This window comes from Robbsia andropogonis (assembly GCF_000970345.1).
Taxonomy (GTDB): domain Bacteria; phylum Pseudomonadota; class Gammaproteobacteria; order Burkholderiales; family Burkholderiaceae; genus Robbsia; species Robbsia andropogonis.
In genome coordinates, this window is record NZ_LAQU01000017.1 from 61,105 (window position 1) to 85,172 (window position 24,068).

The 24,068-nt window shown below is 61.0% G+C and carries 17 protein-coding genes; 6 read left to right on the top strand and 11 right to left on the bottom strand.

Features of this window, described 5'->3' with window-relative positions; genetic code table 11:
* The first annotated feature begins 8 nt into the window (after positions 1-8).
* Positions 9-1,013, top strand: coding sequence for a patatin-like phospholipase family protein (locus WM40_RS16210; protein ID WP_236693552.1), 1,005 nt, complete (start codon positions 9-11; stop codon positions 1,011-1,013).
* Between the two features lie 234 nt (positions 1,014-1,247).
* Here the strand turns inward: WM40_RS16210 and WM40_RS16215 are convergent, their stop codons facing one another.
* The 5 genes from WM40_RS16215 to WM40_RS16235 form a co-directional block, all read right to left on the bottom strand.
* Positions 1,248-2,060 carry a C40 family peptidase gene (locus WM40_RS16215; protein WP_413783811.1) on the bottom strand — a complete coding sequence of 271 codons (813 nt, stop codon included), beginning with the start codon at positions 2,058-2,060 and terminating at the stop codon, positions 1,248-1,250.
* Between the two features lie 191 nt (positions 2,061-2,251).
* Complete coding sequence (locus tag WM40_RS16220; protein WP_024901262.1) at positions 2,252-4,009, bottom strand: ABC transporter ATP-binding protein; 1,758 nt, start codon at positions 4,007-4,009, stop codon at positions 2,252-2,254.
* The gene (locus tag WM40_RS16225) at positions 4,006-5,181 is read right to left on the bottom strand and encodes an ABC transporter permease (protein WP_082102850.1); all 1,176 of its coding nucleotides are present in this window, start codon (positions 5,179-5,181) and stop codon (positions 4,006-4,008) included. Before WM40_RS16225 ends, WM40_RS16220 begins: the two co-directional genes overlap by 4 nt.
* Positions 5,181-6,251 carry a microcin C ABC transporter permease YejB gene (locus WM40_RS16230; RefSeq protein WP_024901264.1) on the bottom strand — a complete coding sequence of 357 codons (1,071 nt, stop codon included), beginning with the start codon at positions 6,249-6,251 and terminating at the stop codon, positions 5,181-5,183. The genes WM40_RS16225 and WM40_RS16230 overlap by 1 nt, the downstream gene beginning before the upstream one ends.
* Positions 6,252-6,291: 40 nt before the next feature.
* Positions 6,292-8,412 (bottom strand): extracellular solute-binding protein, encoded by a 2,121-nt coding sequence (locus WM40_RS16235; protein WP_236693553.1) that lies wholly within the window; start codon positions 8,410-8,412, stop codon positions 6,292-6,294.
* A gap of 27 nt (positions 8,413-8,439) precedes the next feature.
* Between WM40_RS16235 and fabI the strand changes: the two genes are divergently transcribed.
* From fabI to WM40_RS16255, 3 genes are all read left to right on the top strand, one after another.
* On the top strand, positions 8,440-9,231 hold the full coding sequence (fabI, locus tag WM40_RS16240) for an enoyl-ACP reductase FabI (RefSeq protein ID WP_046153374.1): 792 nt from the start codon (positions 8,440-8,442) through the stop codon (positions 9,229-9,231).
* Positions 9,232-10,006: 775 nt separating this feature from the next.
* The gene (locus tag WM40_RS16250) at positions 10,007-11,584 is read left to right on the top strand and encodes an aldehyde dehydrogenase (NADP(+)) (protein ID WP_046153376.1); all 1,578 of its coding nucleotides are present in this window, start codon (positions 10,007-10,009) and stop codon (positions 11,582-11,584) included.
* 362 nt (positions 11,585-11,946) lie between these two features.
* Positions 11,947-13,182, top strand: coding sequence for an NADP-dependent oxidoreductase (locus WM40_RS16255; RefSeq protein ID WP_236693554.1), 1,236 nt, complete (start codon positions 11,947-11,949; stop codon positions 13,180-13,182).
* Between the two features lie 20 nt (positions 13,183-13,202).
* On the opposite strand, the gene WM40_RS16260 is transcribed toward WM40_RS16255, so the two are convergent.
* Both WM40_RS16260 and WM40_RS16265 read right to left on the bottom strand, forming a co-directional pair.
* Positions 13,203-13,943: an endonuclease/exonuclease/phosphatase family protein gene (locus tag WM40_RS16260; RefSeq protein ID WP_081764694.1), complete on the bottom strand. Its 741-nt coding sequence runs from the start codon at positions 13,941-13,943 to the stop codon at positions 13,203-13,205.
* Positions 13,944-14,038: 95 nt separating this feature from the next.
* A complete protein-coding gene (locus tag WM40_RS16265; RefSeq protein WP_082102852.1) occupies positions 14,039-16,315 on the bottom strand; it encodes a VTT domain-containing protein in 2,277 nt (758 codons plus the stop codon).
* Between the two features lie 524 nt (positions 16,316-16,839).
* On the opposite strand from WM40_RS16265, the gene xth reads away from it, so the two are divergent.
* Positions 16,840-17,619 carry an exodeoxyribonuclease III gene (xth, locus tag WM40_RS16270; protein ID WP_046153377.1) on the top strand — a complete coding sequence of 260 codons (780 nt, stop codon included), beginning with the start codon at positions 16,840-16,842 and terminating at the stop codon, positions 17,617-17,619.
* Positions 17,620-17,651: 32 nt separating this feature from the next.
* On the opposite strand, the gene ntrC is transcribed toward xth, so the two are convergent.
* The 3 genes from ntrC to glnA form a co-directional block, all read right to left on the bottom strand.
* Entirely contained in the window at positions 17,652-19,235 is a 1,584-nt protein-coding gene (ntrC, locus tag WM40_RS16275) for a nitrogen regulation protein NR(I) (protein WP_046153378.1), read from the bottom strand.
* A 5-nt stretch (positions 19,236-19,240) separates the two neighbouring features.
* Positions 19,241-20,416, bottom strand: a complete 1,176-nt coding sequence (gene glnL, locus WM40_RS16280; protein ID WP_024901273.1) for a nitrogen regulation protein NR(II) — start codon at positions 20,414-20,416, stop codon at positions 19,241-19,243.
* A 224-nt stretch (positions 20,417-20,640) separates the two neighbouring features.
* Positions 20,641-22,056, bottom strand: coding sequence for a type I glutamate--ammonia ligase (gene glnA, locus WM40_RS16285; RefSeq protein ID WP_024901274.1), 1,416 nt, complete (start codon positions 22,054-22,056; stop codon positions 20,641-20,643).
* Between the two features lie 513 nt (positions 22,057-22,569).
* On the opposite strand from glnA, the gene WM40_RS16295 reads away from it, so the two are divergent.
* A complete protein-coding gene (locus tag WM40_RS16295) occupies positions 22,570-23,097 on the top strand; it encodes a rhodanese-like domain-containing protein (protein WP_024901276.1) in 528 nt (175 codons plus the stop codon).
* 146 nt (positions 23,098-23,243) lie between these two features.
* On the opposite strand, the gene WM40_RS16300 is transcribed toward WM40_RS16295, so the two are convergent.
* Positions 23,244-24,059, bottom strand: coding sequence for a competence/damage-inducible protein A (locus WM40_RS16300; protein WP_024901277.1), 816 nt, complete (start codon positions 24,057-24,059; stop codon positions 23,244-23,246).
* Between the last annotated feature and the right edge of the window lie 9 nt (positions 24,060-24,068).

The following is a 24,068-nucleotide window of genomic DNA, read 5'->3' on the forward strand; positions in this document are numbered from 1 at the left end:
CGCAAGACATGCACGACAAAGACAAACTTCCCGCGACAAACCTCGAGAATGCCCATCACCCATGCGCCCATCCCGGCAGGCGCAAGGCACTGCGGACCGGCGCCGCCGTGCTCTCCGTCGGATTGTCCGGCGCCCTCGCCGCTTGCGGCACAATGGGCATCGGCGGTGGTCGTGGCAATCAGACCAGCACCACGCCTCCACCGCCCCCCGCCACTCCCAGCAATCGTCCGTTGCGAATCGGACTGGCGTTGGGCGGCGGTGCAGCACGGGGCTTTGCCCACATCGGGGTGATCAAGGCCCTCGAGGCACAGGGGATCAAGGCCGACCTGATCGCGGGCACCAGCGCCGGGGCCGTTGTCGGCAGCCTTTATGCGACTGGCATGACCGGACTGCAACTGAACCGTCTGGCCCTGGACCTCGACGCCGCATCCCTCAGCGATTGGGCCTTGCCATTCTTTGGCCGCGGCTTCCTGAAGGGCGTCGCGTTGCAGCAGTTCGTCGAGAAAGCCGTCGGTGGCCGACCGATCGAGAAGATGAATCGTCCATTGGGCATCGTCGCGACCGATCTCGGCAGCGGCGAACCCATTCTGTTCCAACGCGGCAATACCGGCATTGCGGTGCGGGCGTCATGCAGCGTGCCGTCCGTGTTCGAGCCGGTACGCATCGGCGGTCGAGACTATGTCGACGGTGGGCTCGTCAGCCCGGTTCCCGCGGCCTTCGCCCATAAAATGGGGGCGGATTTCGTGATTGCCGTGGACATCTCCGCGCGCCCATCCGATCAAGCGACGTCCAGTTCATTCGATGTGTTGATGCAGACCTTCACGATCATGGGGCAATCCATCAAGGCCTATGAGTTGGACAAATACGCCGATGTCGTGATTCACCCCGTTCTGCCAGCCATGGGCGGCAGCGACTTCCAGCAGCGCAATCTGGCGATCCTGTCCGGAGAGGAGGCCGTCGCACGCATGTTGCCCCAGTTGAAGGCGAAGTTGGCGGCGGCGCGGAACGTGTGAGTCACGACAGGCATGTCGATCATGCAACCGGGCCGTGACCAGCGAAATGGCCCGCGCTGATCGGCCACGGCAGGACCGGATGCTGGCCAACATGCAAAACGCCGCCGTCCCTTTCGGGAACGGCGGCGTTTCTCGCACGGCACGGCAGCGTAATTCTACTGGCAAATGCCCACCCGGATCCGATCGAGCAAAGCAGCACACCAGGACTTCAGTCGCCCGTCTGCAGGTAATGGATCAATACGCGACGCGGCTCGCCTGCTGCAAGCGGGTAGCGATATCGGTATTGCCCTCGCCATCACCCGGCAGGTCGACCCGACGTGCACCACGATACCGCGTGAACCAATACTTATCTTCCATATTGTCGACGCGAATAGAACTACCCGTCGACGGCGAATGCACGAACTGATTGTTACCGATATAGATGCCCACGTGCGAGATCGTCCGGCGCATCGTGTTGAAGAACACAAGGTCGCCCGGCTTCAAATCGCTCACTGCCACTTTCTCGCCCACGCGGCTCATTTCCTCGGCGCGGCGCGGCAACGTAAAGCCCATCGCATCCTGGAACACATAGCGCACGAAACCACTGCAGTCCAGGCCCGAATCGGGTGAATCCCCACCCCAGCGATAATGCACGCCAATCAGGTTCAACGCTCCGTCCACCACATCGCCCGCCTTGCTCGCCACGCCCGCGAGGAAGGAGGTCTTTGGTGCATCCTTTGCAGCCGAGGCCAGATCAGCGCTCGAAGGACCGCGAATCGCGCCCTGTGTGACACCTGCCGCGGCTTTCGGGGCCACCGTGCTCAGGTCCGACGGCGGCAACGATGCCTGCTGCAGCGCCGGCGCGGCCACCGTGTTCTGCGTTACCGGTGACTGCACCGTCATCCGGACACCCGAACGATCCACGCTCGTGTAACCGGTCGTGGCAGGCACCGATACGTTCGACTGGGTCAGCGTCGATTGCGTCAAATTCGGGAACGTCGTGGCGTCATCCGCCAAAGCAACGTGGGAAGCGGCGACCGACACGCCAGCCGCGAGGCCTACGGTCAATCTTAGAAGTGGATGATTCGCGGTGCGTAGCTGCATCGGACGGTAATTTTTGCCTGGGCGGTGGGCTGACAGAAGCGCTTTGACCGATACTAACAGATCAAATCCCGACGTCAAACCGTTTGGCAGAAATTGCAAGGAAAAATCACCACCGGGTAAATTTTCACAAGTAAAAACGCCGCAAAAATAATATGTTACGAACGTGTGTCAGATTCGAAAAGTGCCTCTTTTCGTGTCACTTCGGGGCTTCGCACCCCCAGTAAAAGTTGCCGGGCATAGGGATGGGAGGGCGTGCGAAGCAGCGCTTCCGCGTCTCCGACCTCAACGATTTCACCCTGCCGCATGACCGCGATACGATGTGACATCGCGGCAATCACGTCCAGGTCGTGACTGATGAACAGGTAAGCAATACGGTGTCGTCGCTGCAACGCTGCAAGGAGATCGAGGACCTGACGTTGCACGGATACATCAAGTGCACTGGTCGGTTCGTCCAACACCAGCAACCGTGGCGCCAATACCAGCGCCCGCGCAATCGCGATGCGTTGACGCTGGCCACCCGAGAAGGCATGCGGATAGCGATGGAGCGCCGAGGCATCCATACCCACCTCTCGCAACGCCTCCATGGCACGTGCCCGGCGCTTCGCCGCATCCCACTGCGGCAGGTGCAGCGCCAATCCCTCTTCAATGATCTGCGCCACCGTTTGACGCGGGGACAACGCGCTGTACGGATCCTGGAACACGACTTGAAACTGCGCTCGCACGGCCCGCGCCGCCGCGCCCCGCGGCGATTGCGGTCCGGAGAACGGCGCGCCATCGAACCAGACCTGACCGCTCGACAGCCGTTGCAGACCGAGCAAGGCCATCGCCAGGGTCGATTTCCCCGATCCCGATTCCCCGACGATCCCTAGCGTTTCCCCTTCACGCACCGTCAATGACACATCACGTACCACCCGATGCGCCAACGCGCGCCGGCCGCCAAGCCAGACCGGCAAGCGCCGGGATTCCAGGAAGGCGACAGACAGTGCATCACCGCGCAGAATCGTGGCCGCCTCCTCCGGTATGGACTGCACCAGACGGCGTGGCGCGCTGTCGAGCAAGCGACGGGTATAGGCATGCGAGGGCGCGTTGAAGACCCGGTCGACGGGGCCCTGCTCGACAATATGACCTTGCGACATCACGGCCACGCGCTGTGCAAAGCGGCGTACCAGCGGCAGGTCGTGCGTGATCAGCAACACCGCCATGGGCCGTCGTGATGCCGGCAAGCCCGAGGGCGGCAAGCCGTCTTCCACGGCTGCTCCGGCGGCCTCGCGTTGCAGATCCAACAGCAGGTCGATGATCTGCGTGCGCAGTGTCATGTCGAGCGCAGTGGTCGGTTCGTCCGCGATGAGCAGCCGTGGGCGGCACGCGAGCGCCATCGCGATCACGGCGCGCTGCCGCTCACCACCGGATAATTGATGCGGATAATGCCCTGCTTTTCGCGTTGGATCGGCGATGCCGCAACGCGCCAGCAAAGCCACCGTCCGACGCATGGCTTCCGGACCATCGCAGTGCTCGTGAAGACGTAGCGTCTCGCCGATCTGATCGCCTACCGTAAAGAGCGCATTAAGGGCCGTCATGGGCTCCTGGAACACCATGGCGACGTCGGCGCCCCGCACACCGCGCATCGCCCGCTCGCTCAGTCCAGCTAAATCACGACCGGCAAAATCGATTTCGCCGTCGATGCGGGCATCCCGCAACAAACGCAGAATCGCCAGGGCCGTGACGCTTTTGCCCGAGCCTGACTCACCGACCAACGCAAACCGCTCGCCCTCCATGATATCGAACGAGATGCCATCGACGGCGGCGGTCGCACCGTCACCGAAGGCCACCCGGAGATCGCGGACCGACAACAACGGGTCCGGCCGTGGGGCCAAGCTCGACATATTGGCGCGGGCATCCGGCGGCATGCTCATACCTGGCCTCCCGCACGCATGACGTCGGCGCGGCGCGTATCCAACGCGCGACGCAAACCATCCCCAATAAAGGTCAACAGTAGCAATGTCAGCGCCAGGACGCCGAATGTCGACGCCGAAATCCACCATGCATCGAGATTCGCTTTACCCTGGGCCAGCAACTCGCCCAGGCTCGGTACCGTCGACGGCACGCCAAGACCAAGGAAATCGAGACTGGTCAATGACAGGATTGCGCCGCTGATCTGAAAGGGCAGCAACGTGATGACGGGCGTCAAGCTGTTCGGCAGCAGATGGCGCCAGACGATCTGGAAATGCGACAAGCCCATGGCGCGCGCCGCGCGGACATAGTCCTGCGCGCGATTACGTAAAAATTCGGCACGGACATAGTCCGACATTCCCATCCAGCCGAATGCGGATAACAACACGATCAGCAGCCCTAGCGACGGCGCGAAGATCGAGGCAAAAATAATCAGCAGGTACAGCTCAGGCATCGATCCCCATATCTCGATCAAGCGCTGACCGATTAAATCGGTGCGACCGCCGAAATAGCCCTGAATGGCACCAGCGGCAATACCCAGTATCGCGCCGATCACCGTTAACACGAGGCCAAAAATGACAGACACACGGAAGCCGAACAACAGCCGGGCGAACACATCGCGCCCCCGATCATCGGTCCCCAGCCAGTTGTCGCGCGACGGTGGCGCGGGATCGGGCTGCTTCGAGAAGTAGTTCAGCGCATTGGCCGTGTAATGATTCGGCGCGAAGACGACCAGGTTGCCTTGGGCTTGAAGCTTGTCGCGAATATAGGGGTCGAGGTAATCGGCAGGCGTTGGAAAATCACCGCCGAACGTGGTCTCGGCATAGGTTTGGAACATCGGGAAATACCAGTGTCCCTGGTAACGCACCACCAAGGGACGATCGTTCGACAACAGGTTGCCGCACAGGCTGATCGCGAACAACGTCACGAAGAGCATCAGGCTCCAATAGCCAAGCCGTTGCCGCTTGAAACGTTGCCATAGTCCGTGCCGCCCTGGCGCGGCCACGTCATTGACGCCCGGCCCCGCCGGTTTGCCGCCATCGCCGGTAGGGCCGTCGGTCGTGGGGTCACCTGGCTTGGTGACATCCTTCTCCGGGCCTCGTCCCGTCACGTTGTTCTCTGCCGTTACGGTCATCAGCGCCCCACCGTGTCAAAACGGATTCGCGGGTCTACCCACATATAACAAAGGTCGGAAATCAGTTTTGTCGCCAGGCCAATCAAGGTAAACAGATACAGCGTGCCGAGCACCACTGGATAATCGCGTTGTATCACCGCGTTGTATGACAGCAATCCAAGACCATCGAGGGAGAACAAGGTCTCGATCAACAAACTGCCGGTGAAGAAGGCACCGATGAAGGCGGCGGGAAAGCCTGTGACCAATGGCAGCATCGCGTTGCGGAAAACGTGCTTGAACAACACGCGACGCCGCGGCAATCCTTTCGCCCGCGCGGTCAGCACGTATTGCTTGCCCAGCTCCTCGACAAACGCATTCTTGGTCAGAATGGTCAACACCGCGAAACTGCCTGCCACCGATGCAATGATCGGCATCGCGATATGCCAAGCGTAATCGACGATCTTGCCGCCCAGGCTAAGCTGGGCCCAATCGTCGGAGTACAAGCCGCGCAAGGGGAACCATTGCAAGAACGTCCCGCCCCCGAACAGCACGAGTAACAGCACGCCCAGGACGAAACCCGGGATCGCATAACCGATCAGGACGATCAAGCTGGTGACCGTGTCGAAACGCGATCCGTCCCGTACCGCTTTTGCTATGCCGAGTGGAATCGAGATCAAATAACTGATCAGAAAAGTCCAGAAGCCAATGCTGATCGACACCGGCAAGCGCGACACGATCAATGATGCGACGCTTTGATGATAGTAGTAGCTCTGACCGAGATCGAAACGCGCGAAACGTCCGAGCATGGTGACGTAACGTGCCACCGGCGGCTTGTCGAAGCCATACAAGGCCTTTAACTCCGCGACCTGCTGCGGATTGATGCCGCGATTGGCGTTGTACCCGCTCACACCACCCGCCGTCGCCGCCGCGCCACCGGAGGCTTCACCATGCCCGATGCCGTGCAGCCGGAACATCATTTGCTCGACCGGACCACCCGGGACGAACTGGATCACGACGAACGTGATCGTAACGACACCCAGCAGCGTGGGAATCATCAGCAACAGCCGTCTAAAAATATAGTTCCAGACCATCAACATCCACCTCTAAAGCGCGTGACCGACCAGCCCGGCTTCATCGATGCCACCAGGTGGCGACAATCCAGTCCTCCGCAGCATAATACAGCGGCAACGTGGAGGGAAACGCGAGCGTGGTCCGATAGGCGACACGATGTCCATCGGCATACCACTGCGGGATCACGTAATAGCCATGCATCAATACGCGATCTAGCGCACGCGTCGCATCGATTAGATCGGGTCGTGAACGCGCGGCCAATACATCTTGAATCAACGCATCCACCACAGGCGAGTGGATGCCGGCCATATTACTCGAACCGTTGACCGATGCGGCGGCACTGCCGAACTCGTCACGCAATTCGCTTCCAGGGCTCTGTCCGGCCGGCATGGCGAGCGTGGTCACATCGAAATCGAAACGCTGCAACCGTTCCTGATACAGCGCAAAATCCGTTGAACGGAAATGCGCGGTGATGCCGAGTTTTTCAAGATTACGCGTATAAGATGCCACCACCGCCCCAAAGGCGCTTCCGGAGTCATCGAGGATTTCAAACTCGAACGGCTGCCCCGACTTGTTGCGCAGGGCCCCGTCGCTGTAGGTCCACCCTGCCTCCGCCAGCAATTGGCGCGCTTCCAGCAGGTTCTGTCGCAATGAATGTGGCGGTGACGTATCCGGCTGCAGCACCATGGGGCCGAGAACGGCCGGGTCGAAATCATTTGGATAGCGCCGCGCCAAAGGCTCCAACAACGCGCGTTCCGCCGCGTCGGGCATGCCATGCGCGGCCAATTCACTGTTTGTGAAGAAACTGTCGCTGCGCTTGTACTGGTTGTAGAACAGCTGCCGGTTCAGGTATTGAAAATCCAAGGCCAGATCCAGCGCCTTGCGCACTCGCTGATCTTTAAAGAGCGTGCGTCGCGTATTCAAAAAAAAGCCTTGCATACCCGCGTTATTACCATGGGTGAAGATCGTCTTCTTGATCTCGCCATCGCGGAAGCGTTGACCGACATAGTCCCGCACCCAGTTTCGCGCCCGGTATTCGACACTGACATCGTACTCACCGGCCTTGAATGCCTCCAGCCTCGCCGTGCTATCGCCATACAGCTTGTAGACAATGCGATCGAAGTTATACATGCCGCGCCGTTCCGGCAGGTTGGCGGCCCAGTAGCGCGGATTGCGCTTCAATACGATCAGCGTACCGCCGCTGTAGCGGTCGATCACGTAGGGGCCGCTGCCAATCGGTTGCTGAAAAGCCAATTGATCGAAGGGAATCCGCCCGCCCCCCGGACGCTCACCCCACTTGGGCGAAAATACCGGAAGGGAGCCAATCAGCAGCGGCAATTCCGGATTGGTTTCCGAAAACGTGAATTCGATCGTTTGCGGATCAATGACCGTGGCATGGGTAACGGCCTGCCAGATGGTCCGGTAATTCGGCGCCGCCGCCTTGCTCATCAAGGTATCGAACGAATACTTGACGTCGGTGGCGCGCACCGGATCACCGTTTGAGAATCGCGCGGCCGGGTTCAGATGGAAACGCACCGAACGACGATCCGGCGCAATCTCGATGTCATCCGCCAGCAGACCGTACGCACTGGATGCCTCATCGCTCGCGCCCACGGTCAAGGTATCGAACAACAAGCCGATGCCCGGCGCGATATTACCTCGCAGCGTGAACGGATTAAAGGTATCGAAATGCGTGATCCGGGAGGAATTCGACAACGTCAGCGTGCCGCCTTTGGGCGCATCCGCGTTCACATAGGCGAAATGCGTGAAGCCGGGCGCGTACCGCGGCTCACCGTATTGCGCGATGGCCGGGGCTGCATGGCTCGTGGCCGCTATTGCCCATGTCGCGAATGCGACGACGACTGGAAAGCCCCGCGTCCATCGGCGCAATCCCCACGAAAACCGCCGACATCCTTGGGACACAATTGACAGCCAGGTCTCCAGGAAGGTTCCACTGCTCCACGCCATATTGCCGTATCCCACCTTAAAAATATTTGCGCCGGCATTCCCTCTCACCGCGTCAACACATCCGCCGCATACGCCATCGTCGCGATTGCCTGCATCGGCCAATCGATGCGCAAGCACCGTTAGGGACGTGCGGCCACAGTATGAGAGAATTGCGCCAGCCGTGCCAGACGCTGCCGCACGCGGGCAGATGAACATCGGTACTTTTTTTGACATGCAACAGTTACGCAATACGGAGATCTCATGGGCTTTCTCGCCGGCAAACGCATCCTGCTGACCGGGCTCCTGTCGAACCGGTCGATCGCCTACGGCATCGCGCAAGCCGCGCACCGCGAAGGCGCCGAACTTGCCTTCACCTATGTAGGCGACCGCTTCAAGGATCGCATCACGGAGTTCGCGAAGGAGTTCGACAGCGAACTGGTCTTCCCCTGCGATGTCGCCGAAGACGAACAGATCGATGCGCTGTTTACCTCGTTGAAGCCACACTGGCCAGAATTCGACGGCATCGTGCATTCGATCGGCTTCGCGCCCCGTGAGGCGATCGCAGGCGATTTTCTGGACGGCTTCACGCGCGAGAACTTCCGCATCGCGCACGACATCTCCGCTTATAGCTTCGGTGCGTTGGCGCGCGCGGCTAGCCCGATGCTGCGCGAGAATGGCGCACTGTTGACGCTTACCTACCTGGGGGCCGAGCGAGTCGTACCGAACTACAATACGATGGGGCTCGCCAAGGCATCGCTGGAAGCCAGTGTGCGCTATCTGGCATCGTCGTTGGGTCCGCGCGGCATTCGTGTAAACGGCATTTCGGCCGGCCCGATCAAGACGCTGGCTGCCAGCGGCATCAAGGGATTCGGCGGCATTCTCGAATTTGTCGAGAAAAATGCACCGTTGCGCCGCAATGTGACAACCGAACAAGTCGGCAACGTTGCCGCCTTCCTGCTGTCTGATCTGGCAGCAGGTGTGACTGGCGAAATTACCCACGTCGATAGCGGTTTCAGCACGGTCTCTGGCGGTATCCCCACCGCGGCCGCTTAAGCCGGATCGTCCGCGCCGCGGGGAAAATTTCCGCGGTAGCCCGGCGCGGCACCGCGTACGGCACCGCGCAAACAACACGCAAGGCAACACGACGACAAGCTTGCAAGTCGCCGGCAACAATACGGCGCCTGACACGGAAGCGCACGAAACGGCGAAGGTACGCAAGTCGTTTCGTCGTGTTTCGGACACGCTAACATCCCACTCTCGATCACGTTGTACGACATCATTCCTCATGCCAGGCCAAGCCCACGCATGACGGCTGCCTCGCTGGCTGTATCCGGCGTTACCGGGCCACGTTCCACTCGACGCGTCTTTCGTTTCATATACCTCGCACGCCCAGGGTTTCCCCTATACGGCCGGATAACTATCGCTGGCAGCGGCGTCAATTCCCATGGTATCGCTACCATGCCATGTCATTTACCACCATAATCTGGGCCAGCAGCCTTGGTTTCTCGGCCATTTCATGCGAGCATGTGCGGGATATAGGGGACGTTAACAAATTGGTTCGATAAATGGCGGGCGGCATGAAAGGCAACGTTGCGACCTGACGTGACGGGCATTGGCCTTCCGCGATCGTGTCCGGTACGGCGAACCACATTGTCCGATGCTAGTCCATGCATCCCTCGGACGATACGGGTATGTAGCCGTGGCCCTTGCTGGTAGCCGGTGGCAATCTTTTATCATCCGATTAACGAAGACGTAATTGTCTGACATCACATCTTGACGTCCGCTTTTTCATCAACGGAATGCCATTCGAACACTAACAGGAGATGACATGACGATCAAAGGCGAAGCACTGATTGGCGCAAATGCCCAGCGTGGCACCGGCGCATCTTTCAAGGCGTTCAACCCGACGACCGGCGAAACGATGGAACCGGCATTCGCTTCCAACACGGCGGCCGATGTCGATCGTGCCGCGGCATTGGCAAGTGCGGCGCTTGATATCTACCGCGAGACGTCACCCGAAGTGCGGGCGGCATTTCTAGAGCGCATCGGCGACGAGATCGTAAAGCTCGGCGACGCACTGATCGAACGGGCTACCGCGGAGAGCGGCCTGCCCACCGTGCGGTTGCAAGGCGAGCGTGCCCGGACCGTGGGCCAGTTGAAAATGTTCGCCCAATTGCTGCGCCGGGGTGATTGGATCGATGCTCGTATCGACGTCGCCCTGCCGGATCGTCAGCCGTTGCCGCGCCCGGATCTGCGACTGCGCCGTATTCCGATCGGGCCGGTTGCCGTCTTCGGCGCCAGCAATTTCCCTCTTGCTTTCTCTGTCGCCGGTGGTGACACGGCCTCCGCGCTCGCTGCGGGTGCCCCGGTGATCGTCAAGGCACATCCGGCGCACCCAGGCACCTCCGAACTGGTGGGCCAGGCGATTCAGGCAGCCGTCAAAGGTGCGGGCTTGCCCGAGGGCGTCTTCTCGATGTTGTTCGACAGCGGCTTTGAAGTCGGGTCCGCGCTGGTGGCGCATCCGGCAGTGGCAGCCGTGGGCTTCACCGGCTCACGCCGCGGAGGTCTCGCACTGATGAAAATCGCGCAGGAACGCCCGGTCCCCATTCCCGTGTACGCCGAAATGAGCAGCATCAATCCGGTTTACCTGTTGCCCGCCGCGCTGGCTGCGCGTGGCCAGAAACTGGCCCGGGGGTTCGTTGATTCGCTCGTCCTTGGCACCGGCCAGTTCTGCACGAATCCGGGCGTTGTGCTGGCTTTGGCAGGTCAGGATTTCGAGGCATTTGTCAGCGCTGCCGCAGAAGCGCTGGCGGCGAAACCGGCCGGCGTGATGCTGACGCAAGGTATTCAGTCCGCGTATCAAAATAGCGTCTCGCGATTGCAGTCGCGCAAGGACGCACGCGCCGTGGCGCAAGGCCAGGCAGGAAGCGGCTGCCGTGCCCAGCCGCAATTGTTCCGCACGACAGCCGCCGAATTGCTGGGTGACGAAGCATTGGCGGAAGAAGTATTCGGCCCGGCATCCCTGCTGGTCGAGTGCAAGGATCTCGCGGAACTGCATGCGTTGACGGAACGCCTGGAAGGTCAACTCACCGCAACGCTGCAAATGGACGAAGGCGACCACGACATCGCGCGCAGCCTGCTGCCCGCATTGGAACGCAAGGTTGGACGTATTCTCGCCAACGGCTGGCCGACCGGCGTCGAGGTATCAGATGCCATGGTCCACGGCGGCCCCTTCCCGTCCACATCCGACGGCCGTTCGACATCGGTCGGCACCGCGGCCATCGAACGCTTCCTGCGTCCCGTGTCGTATCAGTCGTTGCCGGATGCGCTGTTACCGGCTGCGCTGCAAGCCGCCAATCCGTGGAAACTGCCCCGTCTCGCCGACGGCAAGCACCGCGTCGACTGATACGGCCACGCGGCCGCCAGTCCCGCGCTGAACGCCTCCTCGAAGCAAAAATCGCTCTGACGTTGCACGATACAGCGATGTCGCGGAAGGAGGCGCCACGGAATCGGAGAGGACCATACGCGGAAGGTTACCGTTACAGCACGTAACAATTGCAACCGCGAACGATTCCCGGGGTGCATTTCGGTATTGCGAGCGCAACGTCCAAACGTTTGTGCGGCGTCGCCTTCCGGAGCATCCACCCGTGGCATCGCGCCACTGGCGGAAGTCTTGCTGAATGTGCGCGGAAAACCCGGTATTAGGCACGTGTCTTGCACGTGACGCTTGAGGCGCCGTGCCAGCGGCGCAGCCTTGCGGAGCGCATCATGACGCCATCATCGACCGGATCGGCCTCTCCCTCGTCCACACCGCGGACAAACATCAAACAGACCGCCAAACGAGCGGGTATCGCGAGCGGCGACATGCATGCCGGGCCACGTGTCACGCGGCCCGGCAAAAACGGTGGCGCTATCACGCCTACCGCCGGAAGTATTCGCACCGAAACCGTCCTTGAAGGGAACACGCGCTCGGTGCGCATCCACGCCTTCGGTGGCCCGGAAACGTTGCGCATCGATACCATTGCGTTGCCGTCGCTGCGCGCGGGTGAATCACTGGTTCGCGTCGAGGCGGCAGGCGTCAACCCCCTGGATTTCAAAATCCGCGAAGGACGCTCGGTCCTCGTTGATGCCGGCCAACTGCCTTATGCATTGGGGCGTGACTTCGCAGGGGTCGTTGAATGCGTCAGCGGCGAGGGCACCGGGCTGCATGTTGGTGACCGTGTCTTTGGGATGTTGGGCATCGACCGCGGCGCCTATGCCGAGCATGTTGTCGTCAAGCCTGGCGAAGCGTGCATCCGGCCCGCGCAACTCGGGGCGACGGAAGCCGCTGCCGTCCCGGTCGCGGCGTTGACCGCATGGCAGGGTTTATTTGATCAGGGCCGGCTGCAGGCGGGTCAGAGCGTCCTGATCCTGGGCGCGGCAGGCGGCGTGGGTCACTTTGCAGTGCAGTTCGCGCGTGCCCATGGCGCCTATGTGATTGCGCTCGAACAAACGGAGGAAGGCGCCGATTTTGCCCGGTCAATGGGAGCGGATGTCTCCATCGACATGTCACACGAAACCTTCGAACCCGCCGTCCTCGCCGCACTTGCGCATCGTACGGCGGGTACCTCCTTCGCCCTACCGCAACAAACCTCGCCGGCCGGCGTCGATGTGGTGTTCGATCTGATAGGCTCCGAGATACAGCATCGCGCATGGGACGTGCTACGCGATGGCGGTGCATTGATATCGACAGTCATGGAGCCGTGCGAATACGAGGCCGCGCTGCGCCGTGTCCGCGCGCGTCACTTCGTGGCACACCCCAGCGCCGCGCAATTGCGCGATATCGCACAGTTGATCGAGCGCGGTCAGGTCCGCGTTATCGTCGAGGACACTTATGGCTTCATGCAGGCTGGCGATGCGCATCAACGGTTGCAGGCAGGAACCGTGCACGGCAAGCTCGTGCTGACCACGCGGCCGGACGCGCCGCCGCGCGCGAAACGAACCGCGGCCAAGCGCGTCAACTGAACGACCTGCCCGAATCCACGTCACCGATCGATCTGCGCGACCAGCGGCAAATGATCGGACGCCTGGCGGGCAAGCGCCGTGCGATGCACGGCAACACGCACCAAGCGCTCTCGCGGACGCACCCAGACCCGGTCGAGCGCAAAGACAGGGAATCGTGATGGGAACGTTCGCGGCGCGTGCGTACGCTGAAAATGCGTCGTCAACCAGCGTAATGTCCTTCCCCACAGGAACCATTCGTTCAAGTCACCCGTGAGGATCACGGGCATGTCCCGCGTATCGAACGTCTTGAGCAAGGCCCGGACTTGCGCGCGTCGCTCCGCCGCGCGAAGCCCCAGGTGCGTGGCAATGAAGCGAATGCGATGACCATGGCAATCGATGTCGGCATCCAGCGCGCCACGCGGCTCCCGCGCGCCGAACGATAGGTCGATTGTCCGGCTGGTGATGATTGGATAGCGGCTCAACACCGCATTGCCGTAACGGCGTTCCGGAGTATCGATCGTCACGCCTTCCGCATGGTGGAAACCCGTCATCCGCACGAGATGGCTCAGCACATCCGGCATCAGGTCCCCACCGAGCGGTACCTCCTGCAATGCGATGACGTCCGCGTCGATCTCCGCGAGCACGCCGGCGATGCGATCGGGGCGGCGTTCACCGTCCCTGCCTACCGCGCCGTGAATGTTGTACGACGCGATGCGCAATGGCCAGGGCACGGCATGTTCCACGCGCGCGTGCGCACGTTCCTGCGCGTCGCCCTGCAACAGGACGTTGGCGTCGAGCGTGACATCCAGATCGGCCAACAGCTTTTCTCCACGATCGATGATGTATTTCCCAAAAAAAACGATGCCGATGACGGCGATCAGGAGGTGGATGAAGCCGAAGGTTTTGCCGTGCGCGTGGACAGTGGACCGCGCCGCGGAGCAGCGACAGCATCCGTAACGTCCTTGCCCTGTTGCCTCCGCTGCTGGTTTCGATTCGCTTCCCGCTTACGGAAAAATCGCTGCAACGCAATCGACAATCCGACAAGGGTAACGCCAATGGCCAATAGCGCCGCGAACGAACCGGCGGTCGGGTGACGTAATGTCTGCACCAATTGATGGGCAAATGAGACTGTTACGATGATGCCGGGCCCCATGCCGATCAAGGTTCCCAACAAGTAGTCTCGCAGGCTGATCTGTGACGCGCCGGCTATCACATTCACCACGGTGAATGGCGCAACAGGTAGGATGCGCAAGATCACCATCGCCACAAGCCCCCGTTCCGCCAATCGCTCGGAAAGTCCATTGATGCGTGGACCCGCCAGACGCCGGACCGTTTCCCGGCCTAACCGGCGCCCCAGCATATAGGTGACGGTCGCACTCGCCGCGGTCCCGACGAATGCATATGCGCCCCCCTCGACGGCACCGAACACCAGACCCGTGGCGGCAATCATCAAGGTGATGGGCACGGACACAAGCCCCCCGATGACATAGGCCGCCAGGATCACCAGCGGACTGAATGGCATGCGCGCCAGCATCTGCGTCACCTGCGTCAACATCCCGATATTCATGTAGTGCCGCAATGGTGTCCATTGCCATAGCACCGCCAGGATCGCCAGCAGCAATGCGAGCAAACCAAGACGCGCATAGCGCCCGGACAGCCGTCGACGCTTCTCCTCGGGGACAAACTGCGCTACCAGTGCCTCGGGCGCAATGGGCGTTTCAGGATCGATGATCGCCTCCCCCGGCACCAAATTGTCGAGGTCCGGCGTGACCACGGGATCGTGACGCACCAATGAGCGCTCCCCTCCTCCGAGACGATCAATGGCCTGGAGAATGGAGCCGGTTCGCGCTATCTCCTCGCCTACGCGCATCGGCTCCTGTCCCAGATGCTCGGCAAGCAAGCGGTTACGCATTGCCGCAATCGCATCGCGCACGCGATGGTCCGAGCCTTCCATCAGCGTATGAGACGGTGAACTGCCTTGGACACCGGCGGTGCGCACTGCCTCACCGCCCGCCGTGGTGGTGGCATGCGTTGGAACGGGATGCCTTGTCGCGCCATCGAGCGCGATATTGCATTCGGTATCCAGCACCATCGATCGGTTGTTCAGATTCGCGGAACCGACGAACAGGAAGTCGTCATCGACGAACATCACCTTGCTATGCACATTCACGCACCCTTCCCCGAGGCCCGGCACGTGAGGACAGAACATCCGGTAGCGGTGCTCGTCGGCAGTTGCCCGCAGGTCTCGGTGCAGACGGGCACGCAGCACGCCCATCGTTGCTTCCTGCAGCCAGCCACCCTCCACCCGACGGGAAACGATGACCACTTCCGGACCGTCCTTCTCCTGCAAGCGATCACGCAACGCTTCACCGATGATGCCCGATGTGAAATATTGGTTTTCGCATAGCACGTATCGCTTCGCGCGATGGATGGCATCAAGATACATCTGACGGATTTCCTGCACGGGCTGGCGCCCGGCGTACTCCGGCTCGGTCCGGCAGATCGCCAGTGACACGTCCTCCACGTCAGGCGTCACCGATACCGGCCAGGGATCGTGCGCGGCGTTACGCATCTGGGCGCTCAGTACCGCGACGCGCCGGCCGTTTGCGCGAAGCCAGCGCTCGCGCACCAGATCGCCAATGGCTGCCGCCGCGGCGCCGTCGAACATGACCTGCACATCGTGAAACGGGCCGTACGGGTCCCCGTTCGGATCGCGGCGTCGCGGTTCGTTCGCCGCATGTGCCTGTGTGTCCCAACGCGATCGTGTCAGGTCCAGGCCACCTACGAACGCGACGCGGTCATCGATCAGCGCGATTTTCTGATGGTGCGAGCCGCCCAGCGGATGTCGCCCATCTTGCAAGAAGGCGAAGCGGCGATGCGCCCGCCACCCCATCTTGAACACAGGCAACCATTCACGCTCGAACGCGTACAGCATCGCGAAATCCCAGCTCAGCACGTAGACTCGCAGGTGCGGCCGCGCGGCCACGATGGCGTGCAAGAAATCGGCGAGCTGATCCGGAAAACCATCGTGTGCGCCACCCGGCACCAGCTTCATCCGGCTGTCGAGGTCCCACCCCAAAATGAAAACGGTCTGCCGGGCATTGCAGATAGCTTCGCGCAACGCCGTAAAATATTCCTCGCCGTCAATCAGCATGCGGAAGCGACGCGCGTGCTCCACTCGCCAGCAATTTTGACCAGGACGAAAGAAACTTTCGCCTTGATCATTCTGCGGTAATGCGGCGTCTGAAGAAGGAGCGTCTGCTGTGACCAAAATCGAATTCCCCGAATAGCATGCGGGTTGCAGGCGATGTGCCCGAAGAACAGCGAACAGGTGACAACGCAATCAAAAACCACGTCTCCGGGCGATGTAACCTTTCAACTATTAAGCAAAACCTGTTCCATAGCGTTTTCAAGGAGGGGCCAGGGCAAGCCCATGTGCCGTAGTGCCTGGCCGTCGATTTACCGCACGACGTTTTATTGCCGTCTCGCGTGTTTGCCGTGATCGGTCATGCATCACAAACGGTACGACAGGGCAATAGCGCGTAAAATGCCGGAAATCTGTCACGGACGACCCGTGACATGGGCCTTTCCGGCTGCCTGGTCGCGGCAAGGGTTTTCGCGACGCCTTGAGGCTCGGCGTAAGGTGTCCGCAACGATATTATTTAGATAGAAACATCGGTGAAAATAGCTACCTGGAACGTCAACTCGCTCAAAGTCCGTCTGACGCATGTTTTAGATTGGCTGGCAGCCAATCCGGTTGATGCCTTGTGCCTGCAGGAACTGAAGCTGACCGACGATAAATTCCCCGTCGCCGAGATTGCCGCGGCTGGCTATCGCAGCTTTTTCATTGGTCAAAAGACGTACAACGGCGTGGCGATCCTTGTGCGCGAGGGACTGGAAATCGATGAAGTCGATCTGATCCGGAATATTCCTGGTTTCGATGATCATCAACAACGGCTGATCGCCGTGACAGTGTCAGGCGTACGCGTGATTTCAGCGTATTTTCCGAATGGCCAGGCCCTCGGCACCGAAAAGTTTGCCTACAAGCTGCAATGGCTCGCGGCGCTCGAGACATGGCTCGAACAGGAACTGGTGCGCCACCCACGGCTGGCATTGACCGGTGATTTCAATATCGCACCGGAGGACCGTGATGTGCACGATCCGGCGAAATGGCAAGGGCAGAATCTCGTGTCACCCGAAGAACGGGCCGCATTCGCGCGATTGCTGGGGATGGGCCTGGTCGACAGCTTCCGCCTGTTCCAACAGGAAGGAAAATTATTTAGCTGGTGGGATTATCGAATGTTTGCATTCCGACGCAACGCCGGCTTGCGAATTGATCATGTGCTGTTGAGCGAGCCGCTGGCCAAGGCATGCACCGGATGTGAAATCGATAAGACTCCCCGTGCCTTGGAACAGCCTTCCGACCACACGCCCGTTATAGCAACAATCGCCATCTGATACCCATCAGACCCTCTGGCAAGTGCAAGGCCTTATGCCTCCAGATCCAGTTCCTGGATTTTACGGGTAATCGTATTACGACCGATGCCCAGCCGCTCGGCCGCTTCGACCTTTCGGCCACGAGTGAAATCCAATGCCTCCTTGATCACGGCGGCTTCGAAACGGCGTGTCATCTGATCCATCACATCGGGTGCGCTGCTGCGCAACAGCCGTGCAACCTCGCTGCGCAGGCTGCTCTCCCAACTCTCCGCGCGATCACCCACCCCACCACCGGTCATCACTCCGCCGTCGCTTGCCGTGCTCGCGCTAGCCGGTGCCAGGCCGCTGCCGACGTTAGGCGACAGACTGTCGAACGCGCCCGCATCACTACCGGGCTCAGCCGGCAAGACGGGCGCGCCCGAGCCGCTGCTCAGGGCATTCCCGCCCTCGCCCAGGCTCGCGCTTACCGTACCCTGCGTACCGCTGGAACGCATTTCGGCAGGCAGGTCCTTGACCTCGATCGTCTGCGCCGGCGCCATCACCGTCAACCAATTGCACAGGTTTTCCAATTGCCGGACATTGCCCGGGAAAGGCAACGTCGACAGATACCCCAGCGCATCGTCGGTGACGCGCTTTGGTTCGACCCCGAGGTCACGGGCGCTTTTCAGCAGGAAATGTTTTGTCAGCAACGGGATGTCATCGCTCCGCTCCCGCAAGGGCGGCAGCCGCAGGCGAATCACGTTGAGTCGATGGTACAAGTCCTCCCGGAACATGCCCTGGCGTACACGCGTCTCCAGGTTCTGGTGCGTTGCCGCGATCACCCGTACATTCGCCCGAAGCGGGTTGTGTCCGCCAACCCGGTAGAACTGTCCGTCGGATAACACCCGCAGCAAGCGGGTCTGCAAATCGAACGGCATATCGCCGATTTCGTCGAGAAACAGCGTGCCGTTTTCCGCTTGCTCGAAGCGCCCCTGCCGCATTGCCTGCGCGCCGGTGAAAGCGCCACGCTCATGGCCGAAGAGTTCGGATTCCAGCAGGTCCTTGGGAATGGCCGCGGTGTTCAAGGCGATGAAAGGACCATTTGCGCGCGGACTATGGCGATGCAAGGCGCGGGCGACCAGTTCCTTGCCGGTCCCGGATTCGCCCGTGATCAAAACCGTCGCACTTGAATTGGACAGACGCCCGATTGCCCGGAACATGTCCTGCATCGCGCTGGCCTGGCCCAGCATTTCTGGCGCTTCTGTCGGCCGTTCGTCGTCGTGATGTTCACCACGCTGACTTTCCTCCACGGCGCGCCGGATCAATTCCACGGCGCGGTCGATATCGAACGGTTTCGCCAGGTACTCGAACGCACCGCCTTGAAACGCCGCCACGGCGCTATCGAGGTCGGAGAAAGCGGTCATGATGATGACCGGCAAACCCGGTACCCGCTCGCGCACCCGTTGCAACAGGTCCAATCCCGAGCCACCCGGCATCCGGATATCGGACACGAGGACCTGGGGACGATCGGTCTCCAGCGCGATCATCGCATCGCGCACATTGCTGAAGCTACGCGTGGCGAAGTTCTCCCGCGCGAGGGCTTTCTCGAGAACCCATCGGATCGATTGATCGTCGTCTACTATCCAGATCGGTTTCATAATCTTCAGTAGTTCAATGGCAACAGGATCTGGAATTCGGTCTTGCCGGGCCGGCTTTCGCACTCGATCAACCCGTCGTGCTGCTGAACAAAGGTTTGTGCCAGCGTCAATCCAAGACCACTACCATCTTCGCGACCTGATACGAGTGGGTAGAAAATGCGATCCCGGATCTCGTCAGGAATGCCCGGCCCGTTATCGGTGATACGCAAATCCAATGCCAGTTTGCACTGGCGCTTCGCGATGACCACCCGCCGCGCGATTCGCGTCCGGAATTCAATCACCGCCGTGCCCTCCGTAATCTGCACACGCAACGCTTCGGCCGCGTTCCGTACGATATTCAATACGGCCTGGATCAATTGTTCCATGTCACCGCGCAGATCCGGCACCGACACGTCGAAGTCCCGTTCGATCGTCAAGCCGCGGGGGAATTCGGCGAGAATGACCGCCCGCACGCGCTCGAAGACTTCGTGAATATTTACGTCGCGAACGATATGCGGATGTCGATGCGGCTCCAGCAAACGATCCACCAAGGTCTGCAGCCGATCCGACTCCTTGATGATGACCTGCGTGTATTCCTTCAGTTCACGCGCATTGCCATTCAGTTCGAATTCGAGCAACTGCGCGGCGCCCCGTATGCCGCCCAACGGATTCTTGATCTCGTGCGCCAGGTTGCGGATCAACTGCTTGTTGGCGGCGGAGAGGTCCGCGATGCGTTCCTCTCGGTCATTGCGCAACTTCTGTTCGTTCTCGAAAACTTCCACCAGCAAGTAATCGGGGACCGATTCCAATACGCCCAGCACGGCCAACACGCGCAATGGCTCGTGACCATGCCGCTCGATCACGGCGTCCAGATGCGTTGCCTGGAAATAATCCTGACTCAATGCGGTGATCGATTCAAGCGGACCGAGGTCGCTTGTGAACAGATCCCCCCAGGCCATCTGCGTCAATTGCCGGCGAGACAATTCAAGCAATGCTTCCGCAGCGAGATTGGCGAAAACGATGCGCCAGCTACTGCGCTCAAGGACCAGCACGACCGACGGCAACGCCTCCAGGCCTGGCAACAATCCAGCATCGCACAAGGCCTGCGGCGCAGCAACGCCACTGGCATTGGCAGGGGCGACGGACGTCGCCGCCGTTTCAGTCTGGGACTTGCGTCCTCGCATAAGAGTCTTCAGTACCATCGGAGAATCGAAGCCTTGGTTTCCGGGTGGTATCAGTGGCACGCACGCGCCATCGCGCAACGAAAAAGGGGACGGCACACCACCGTCCCCTTTTTCGTTGCGTGGCGCCCGTGGGTCGGATGCCGATTCAACTGACATCGGACCCCGGCGCCTCGCGGTACCGGATCTCGGACGGAAGGGCGGTGGCAGGCCTAGAAAACCGCGCCCCCGTGCCCGACCTTCGATCAGAGCGAGTAGTACATGTCGAATTCGACCGGATGGGTCGTCATGCGGAAACGCGTGACTTCATCCATCTTCAAGCCGATATACGCGTCAATCATGCCGTCCGTAAAGACACCGCCACGGGTCAGGAACTCGCGGTCCTTGTCGAGAGCCTCGAGTGCCTGGTCCAGGCTCGCGCACACGGTCGGGATCTTCGCATCTTCTTCCGGCGGCAGATCGTACAGGTTCTTGTCGGCAGCCTCGCCCGGATGGATCTTGTTCTGCACGCCGTCCAGACCGGCCATCATCAGCGCGGAGAATGCCAGGTACGGATTCGCCATCGGGTCCGGGAAGCGCGTTTCGATACGGCGACCCTTCGGATTCGAGACGTGCGGAATACGGATCGATGCCGAGCGGTTACGTGCCGAGTACGCCAGCTTCACCGGCGCTTCGAAGCCCGGAACCAGACGCTTGTACGAATTCGTCGTCGGGTTCGTGATGGCATTCAGCGCACGGGCATGCTTGATGATGCCGCCGATGTAGAACAGCGCGAATTCGGACAGGCCTGCATAACCGTCGCCTGCGAACAGGTTCTTGCCATCCTTCCAGATCGATTGGTGCACGTGCATGCCCGAGCCGTTGTCGCCGACGACCGGCTTCGGCATGAACGTTGCCGTCTTGCCGTATGTGTGCGCGACGTTGTGTACGATGTACTTCGTCAGCATCGTCCAGTCCGCGCGTTGCACCAGCGTCGAGAACTTCGTGCCCAATTCGTTTTGACCTTGACCCGCCACTTCATGGTGATGCACTTCGACCGGCACGCCAGCGGCTTCCAGCAGCAAGCACATTTCCGAGCGCATGTCCTGGAACGTGTCGACCGGCGCCACCGGGAAGTACCCGCCCTTGACGCCTGGACGATGGCCGGTGTTGCCGCCTTCGATCTTGGCCTTCGACGACCACGGCGCTTCTTCCGAACCGATGGACACGAACGAGCCCTGCATATCGACATTCCAGCGGACCGAGTCGAAAATGAAGAATTCCGGCTCCGGACCGAAGTACGCCGTATCGCCCAGGCCCGAGCTCTTCAGGTAGGCTTCCGCGCGCTTTGCCAGCGAGCGCGGATCGCGCTCATAGCCCTTGCCATCCGACGGCTCGATGACGTCGCACGACAACACCAGTGTCGACTCTTCATAGAACGGGTCGATGAAGGCAGTCGATGCGTCGGGGATCAACAACATGTCCGACGCCTCGATACCTTTCCAGCCGGCGATCGAGGAACCGTCGAAAGCGTGGCCGCTCTCGAACTTGTCTTCGTCGAATGCCGACACCGGCACCGACACGTGCTGTTCCTTGCCTTTCGTGTCGGTGAAGCGGAAATCGACAAACTTGACGTCCTCGTCCTTGACGAGCTTGATGACGTCGGCCACGGTTTTGCTCATTACATATCTCCAGATAGACCATTGCAGCGGCGATACGTCGCCGCCACGTGTGTGCACGTGAGGTACTGCAGGTTGTTGTTGCCAGTTCTGCGTTGTGTTGCCCGACGGATGCCGCGCGCCTGCCGCATTCGTGCCACGCCCGAGTGCGGCGCACACGTGCCGTCCGGCAACACGCCGGGCGGATAGAACCCATAATGCATGAAGCGTGCCCGATGCACCGCAACGAGGCGTGGGCGCGCTATCCCGGCGCGGCCACTACGTTTTTTTTGTCCATCGCCGCGTGCATCGACATTCCGCACATCGCACGCCCCATGATAAACCCGTTACGCACCTATATAGAGCATATTCGCGCACCAAAATGGATATTGCACCAATTTTGGGCGCGCATTAGCCACTTAGCCTGCTTTCGGCGCCACGGAGCCGTTGCTAGAATACGCTCAACCATACTGACCGCGCGGCATGACGGATCGATGACGACTCGATGCAACGCGGCTTGCCCCAGGACATGACACGATGACCGCTTCCAGCTCGTCCCCTGCCGCCCCCGCGTCCGCTTCATCTCCCCAGGCCGATACCGCCGCAGCAATCCTGGCGCGGGGTACAAATCGCGGCAAGGAGGCTGGCTTGTCGTACGCCGGCGCATTGACACCCGACGAGGCATTTGGCCTCCTTCAGCTCACGCCCGAAGCCTTGCTGGTGGACGTCCGGACGCTGGCGGAATTAACCTGGGTCGGCCAACCGGACATTCCGCGGGACCAGTATGCGCATATCGAGTGGAACGGCTGGCCGGGCGGCGCGCGCAACGACGCGTTTATCGAGATGCTTCGCGGGGCATGCGGTGCGCTTGGTGCTGATCGGCCGGTGTTAATGCTTTGCCGTAGCGCCGTACGCTCCAAGGCAGCAGGGCAATTAGCCGCCGCACACGGATTCTCCCACGTGTTCGACGTATTGGAAGGGTTCGAGGGGGACAAGGACACCGCCGGTCACCGCAAATCAGTGGGCGGCTGGTGCTGGCGTGGCCTGCCCTGGCGCGGAGCGTGATCGCGACGACGGCTTTTACCGCCGAGTCCGCCCCCAAGAAGGCGCGCGCAACGGGCACGGCTGAACGACAGACGCTACGCCGGGGCGTGCCGTGTGCCGTGCCGAAAATCGGCGACCGCAAGTCGCCGCGCGAATCTGGGCGCGTGTCAGCCGCCTTTGCCGGCCGAGGGGGCCTCGACCATTTCCCCCCCTAGCGTAGTGATGCCATCGCGGAGAACGGCAAAGGCCGCTTCTACCGATACCGCATCGCCCTTTACGCCGAGGTCGATATGGTGTCGCGCATACAGCGCACCACGCTGGGCATCTCCGACGCTGGGCAAGCTGAACGCCTTTACGGTCGGAAACGTCGTCTCGATCTGGCGCATCAACGGCGCGATGGTCGATTCGGCCAATCCAAACACCAGGATCGATCGTTCTACACGCGTGTCCACATGATGCAAATGCGCGTAATGCGTGTCCAGCACCCATTCGATCATTGGCCAGGCCATGACTGGAAAGCCCGGCACGAAGTGGTGATCAGCAACGCTGAAACCAGGAATCTTGTTGTACGGATTCGGGATGATCGCGGCACCCACGGGAAATTCACCCATTTTCAGCCGCTGCTGGTTCTCCGGCAGCGCCAGATCGGGCTGCGCGTGGCCCGTCATGTCTCGCATCCGCTCCACGATCAACGCCTTCGCGGCGTCATGCAGCGCGAGCGGCACGCCAAGCGCCTCGGCGGCGCATTGCCGCGTGTGGTCATCCGGCGTCGCGCCAATGCCGCCAGTGCTGAACACCACATCGCCGCCCGAGAGCGTCCGCCTCAACGTTGCTGTGATCCGCGCGGGATCGTCGCCAACGTATTCAGCCCAATCCAATGACAGGCCGCGGGCGGCCAACAAACCGATCACCTGCGACAGGTGTTTGTCCGTGCGACGGCCGGAAAGAATCTCGTCGCCGATGATGATGATGCCGAATGCCATGCCGGAAAC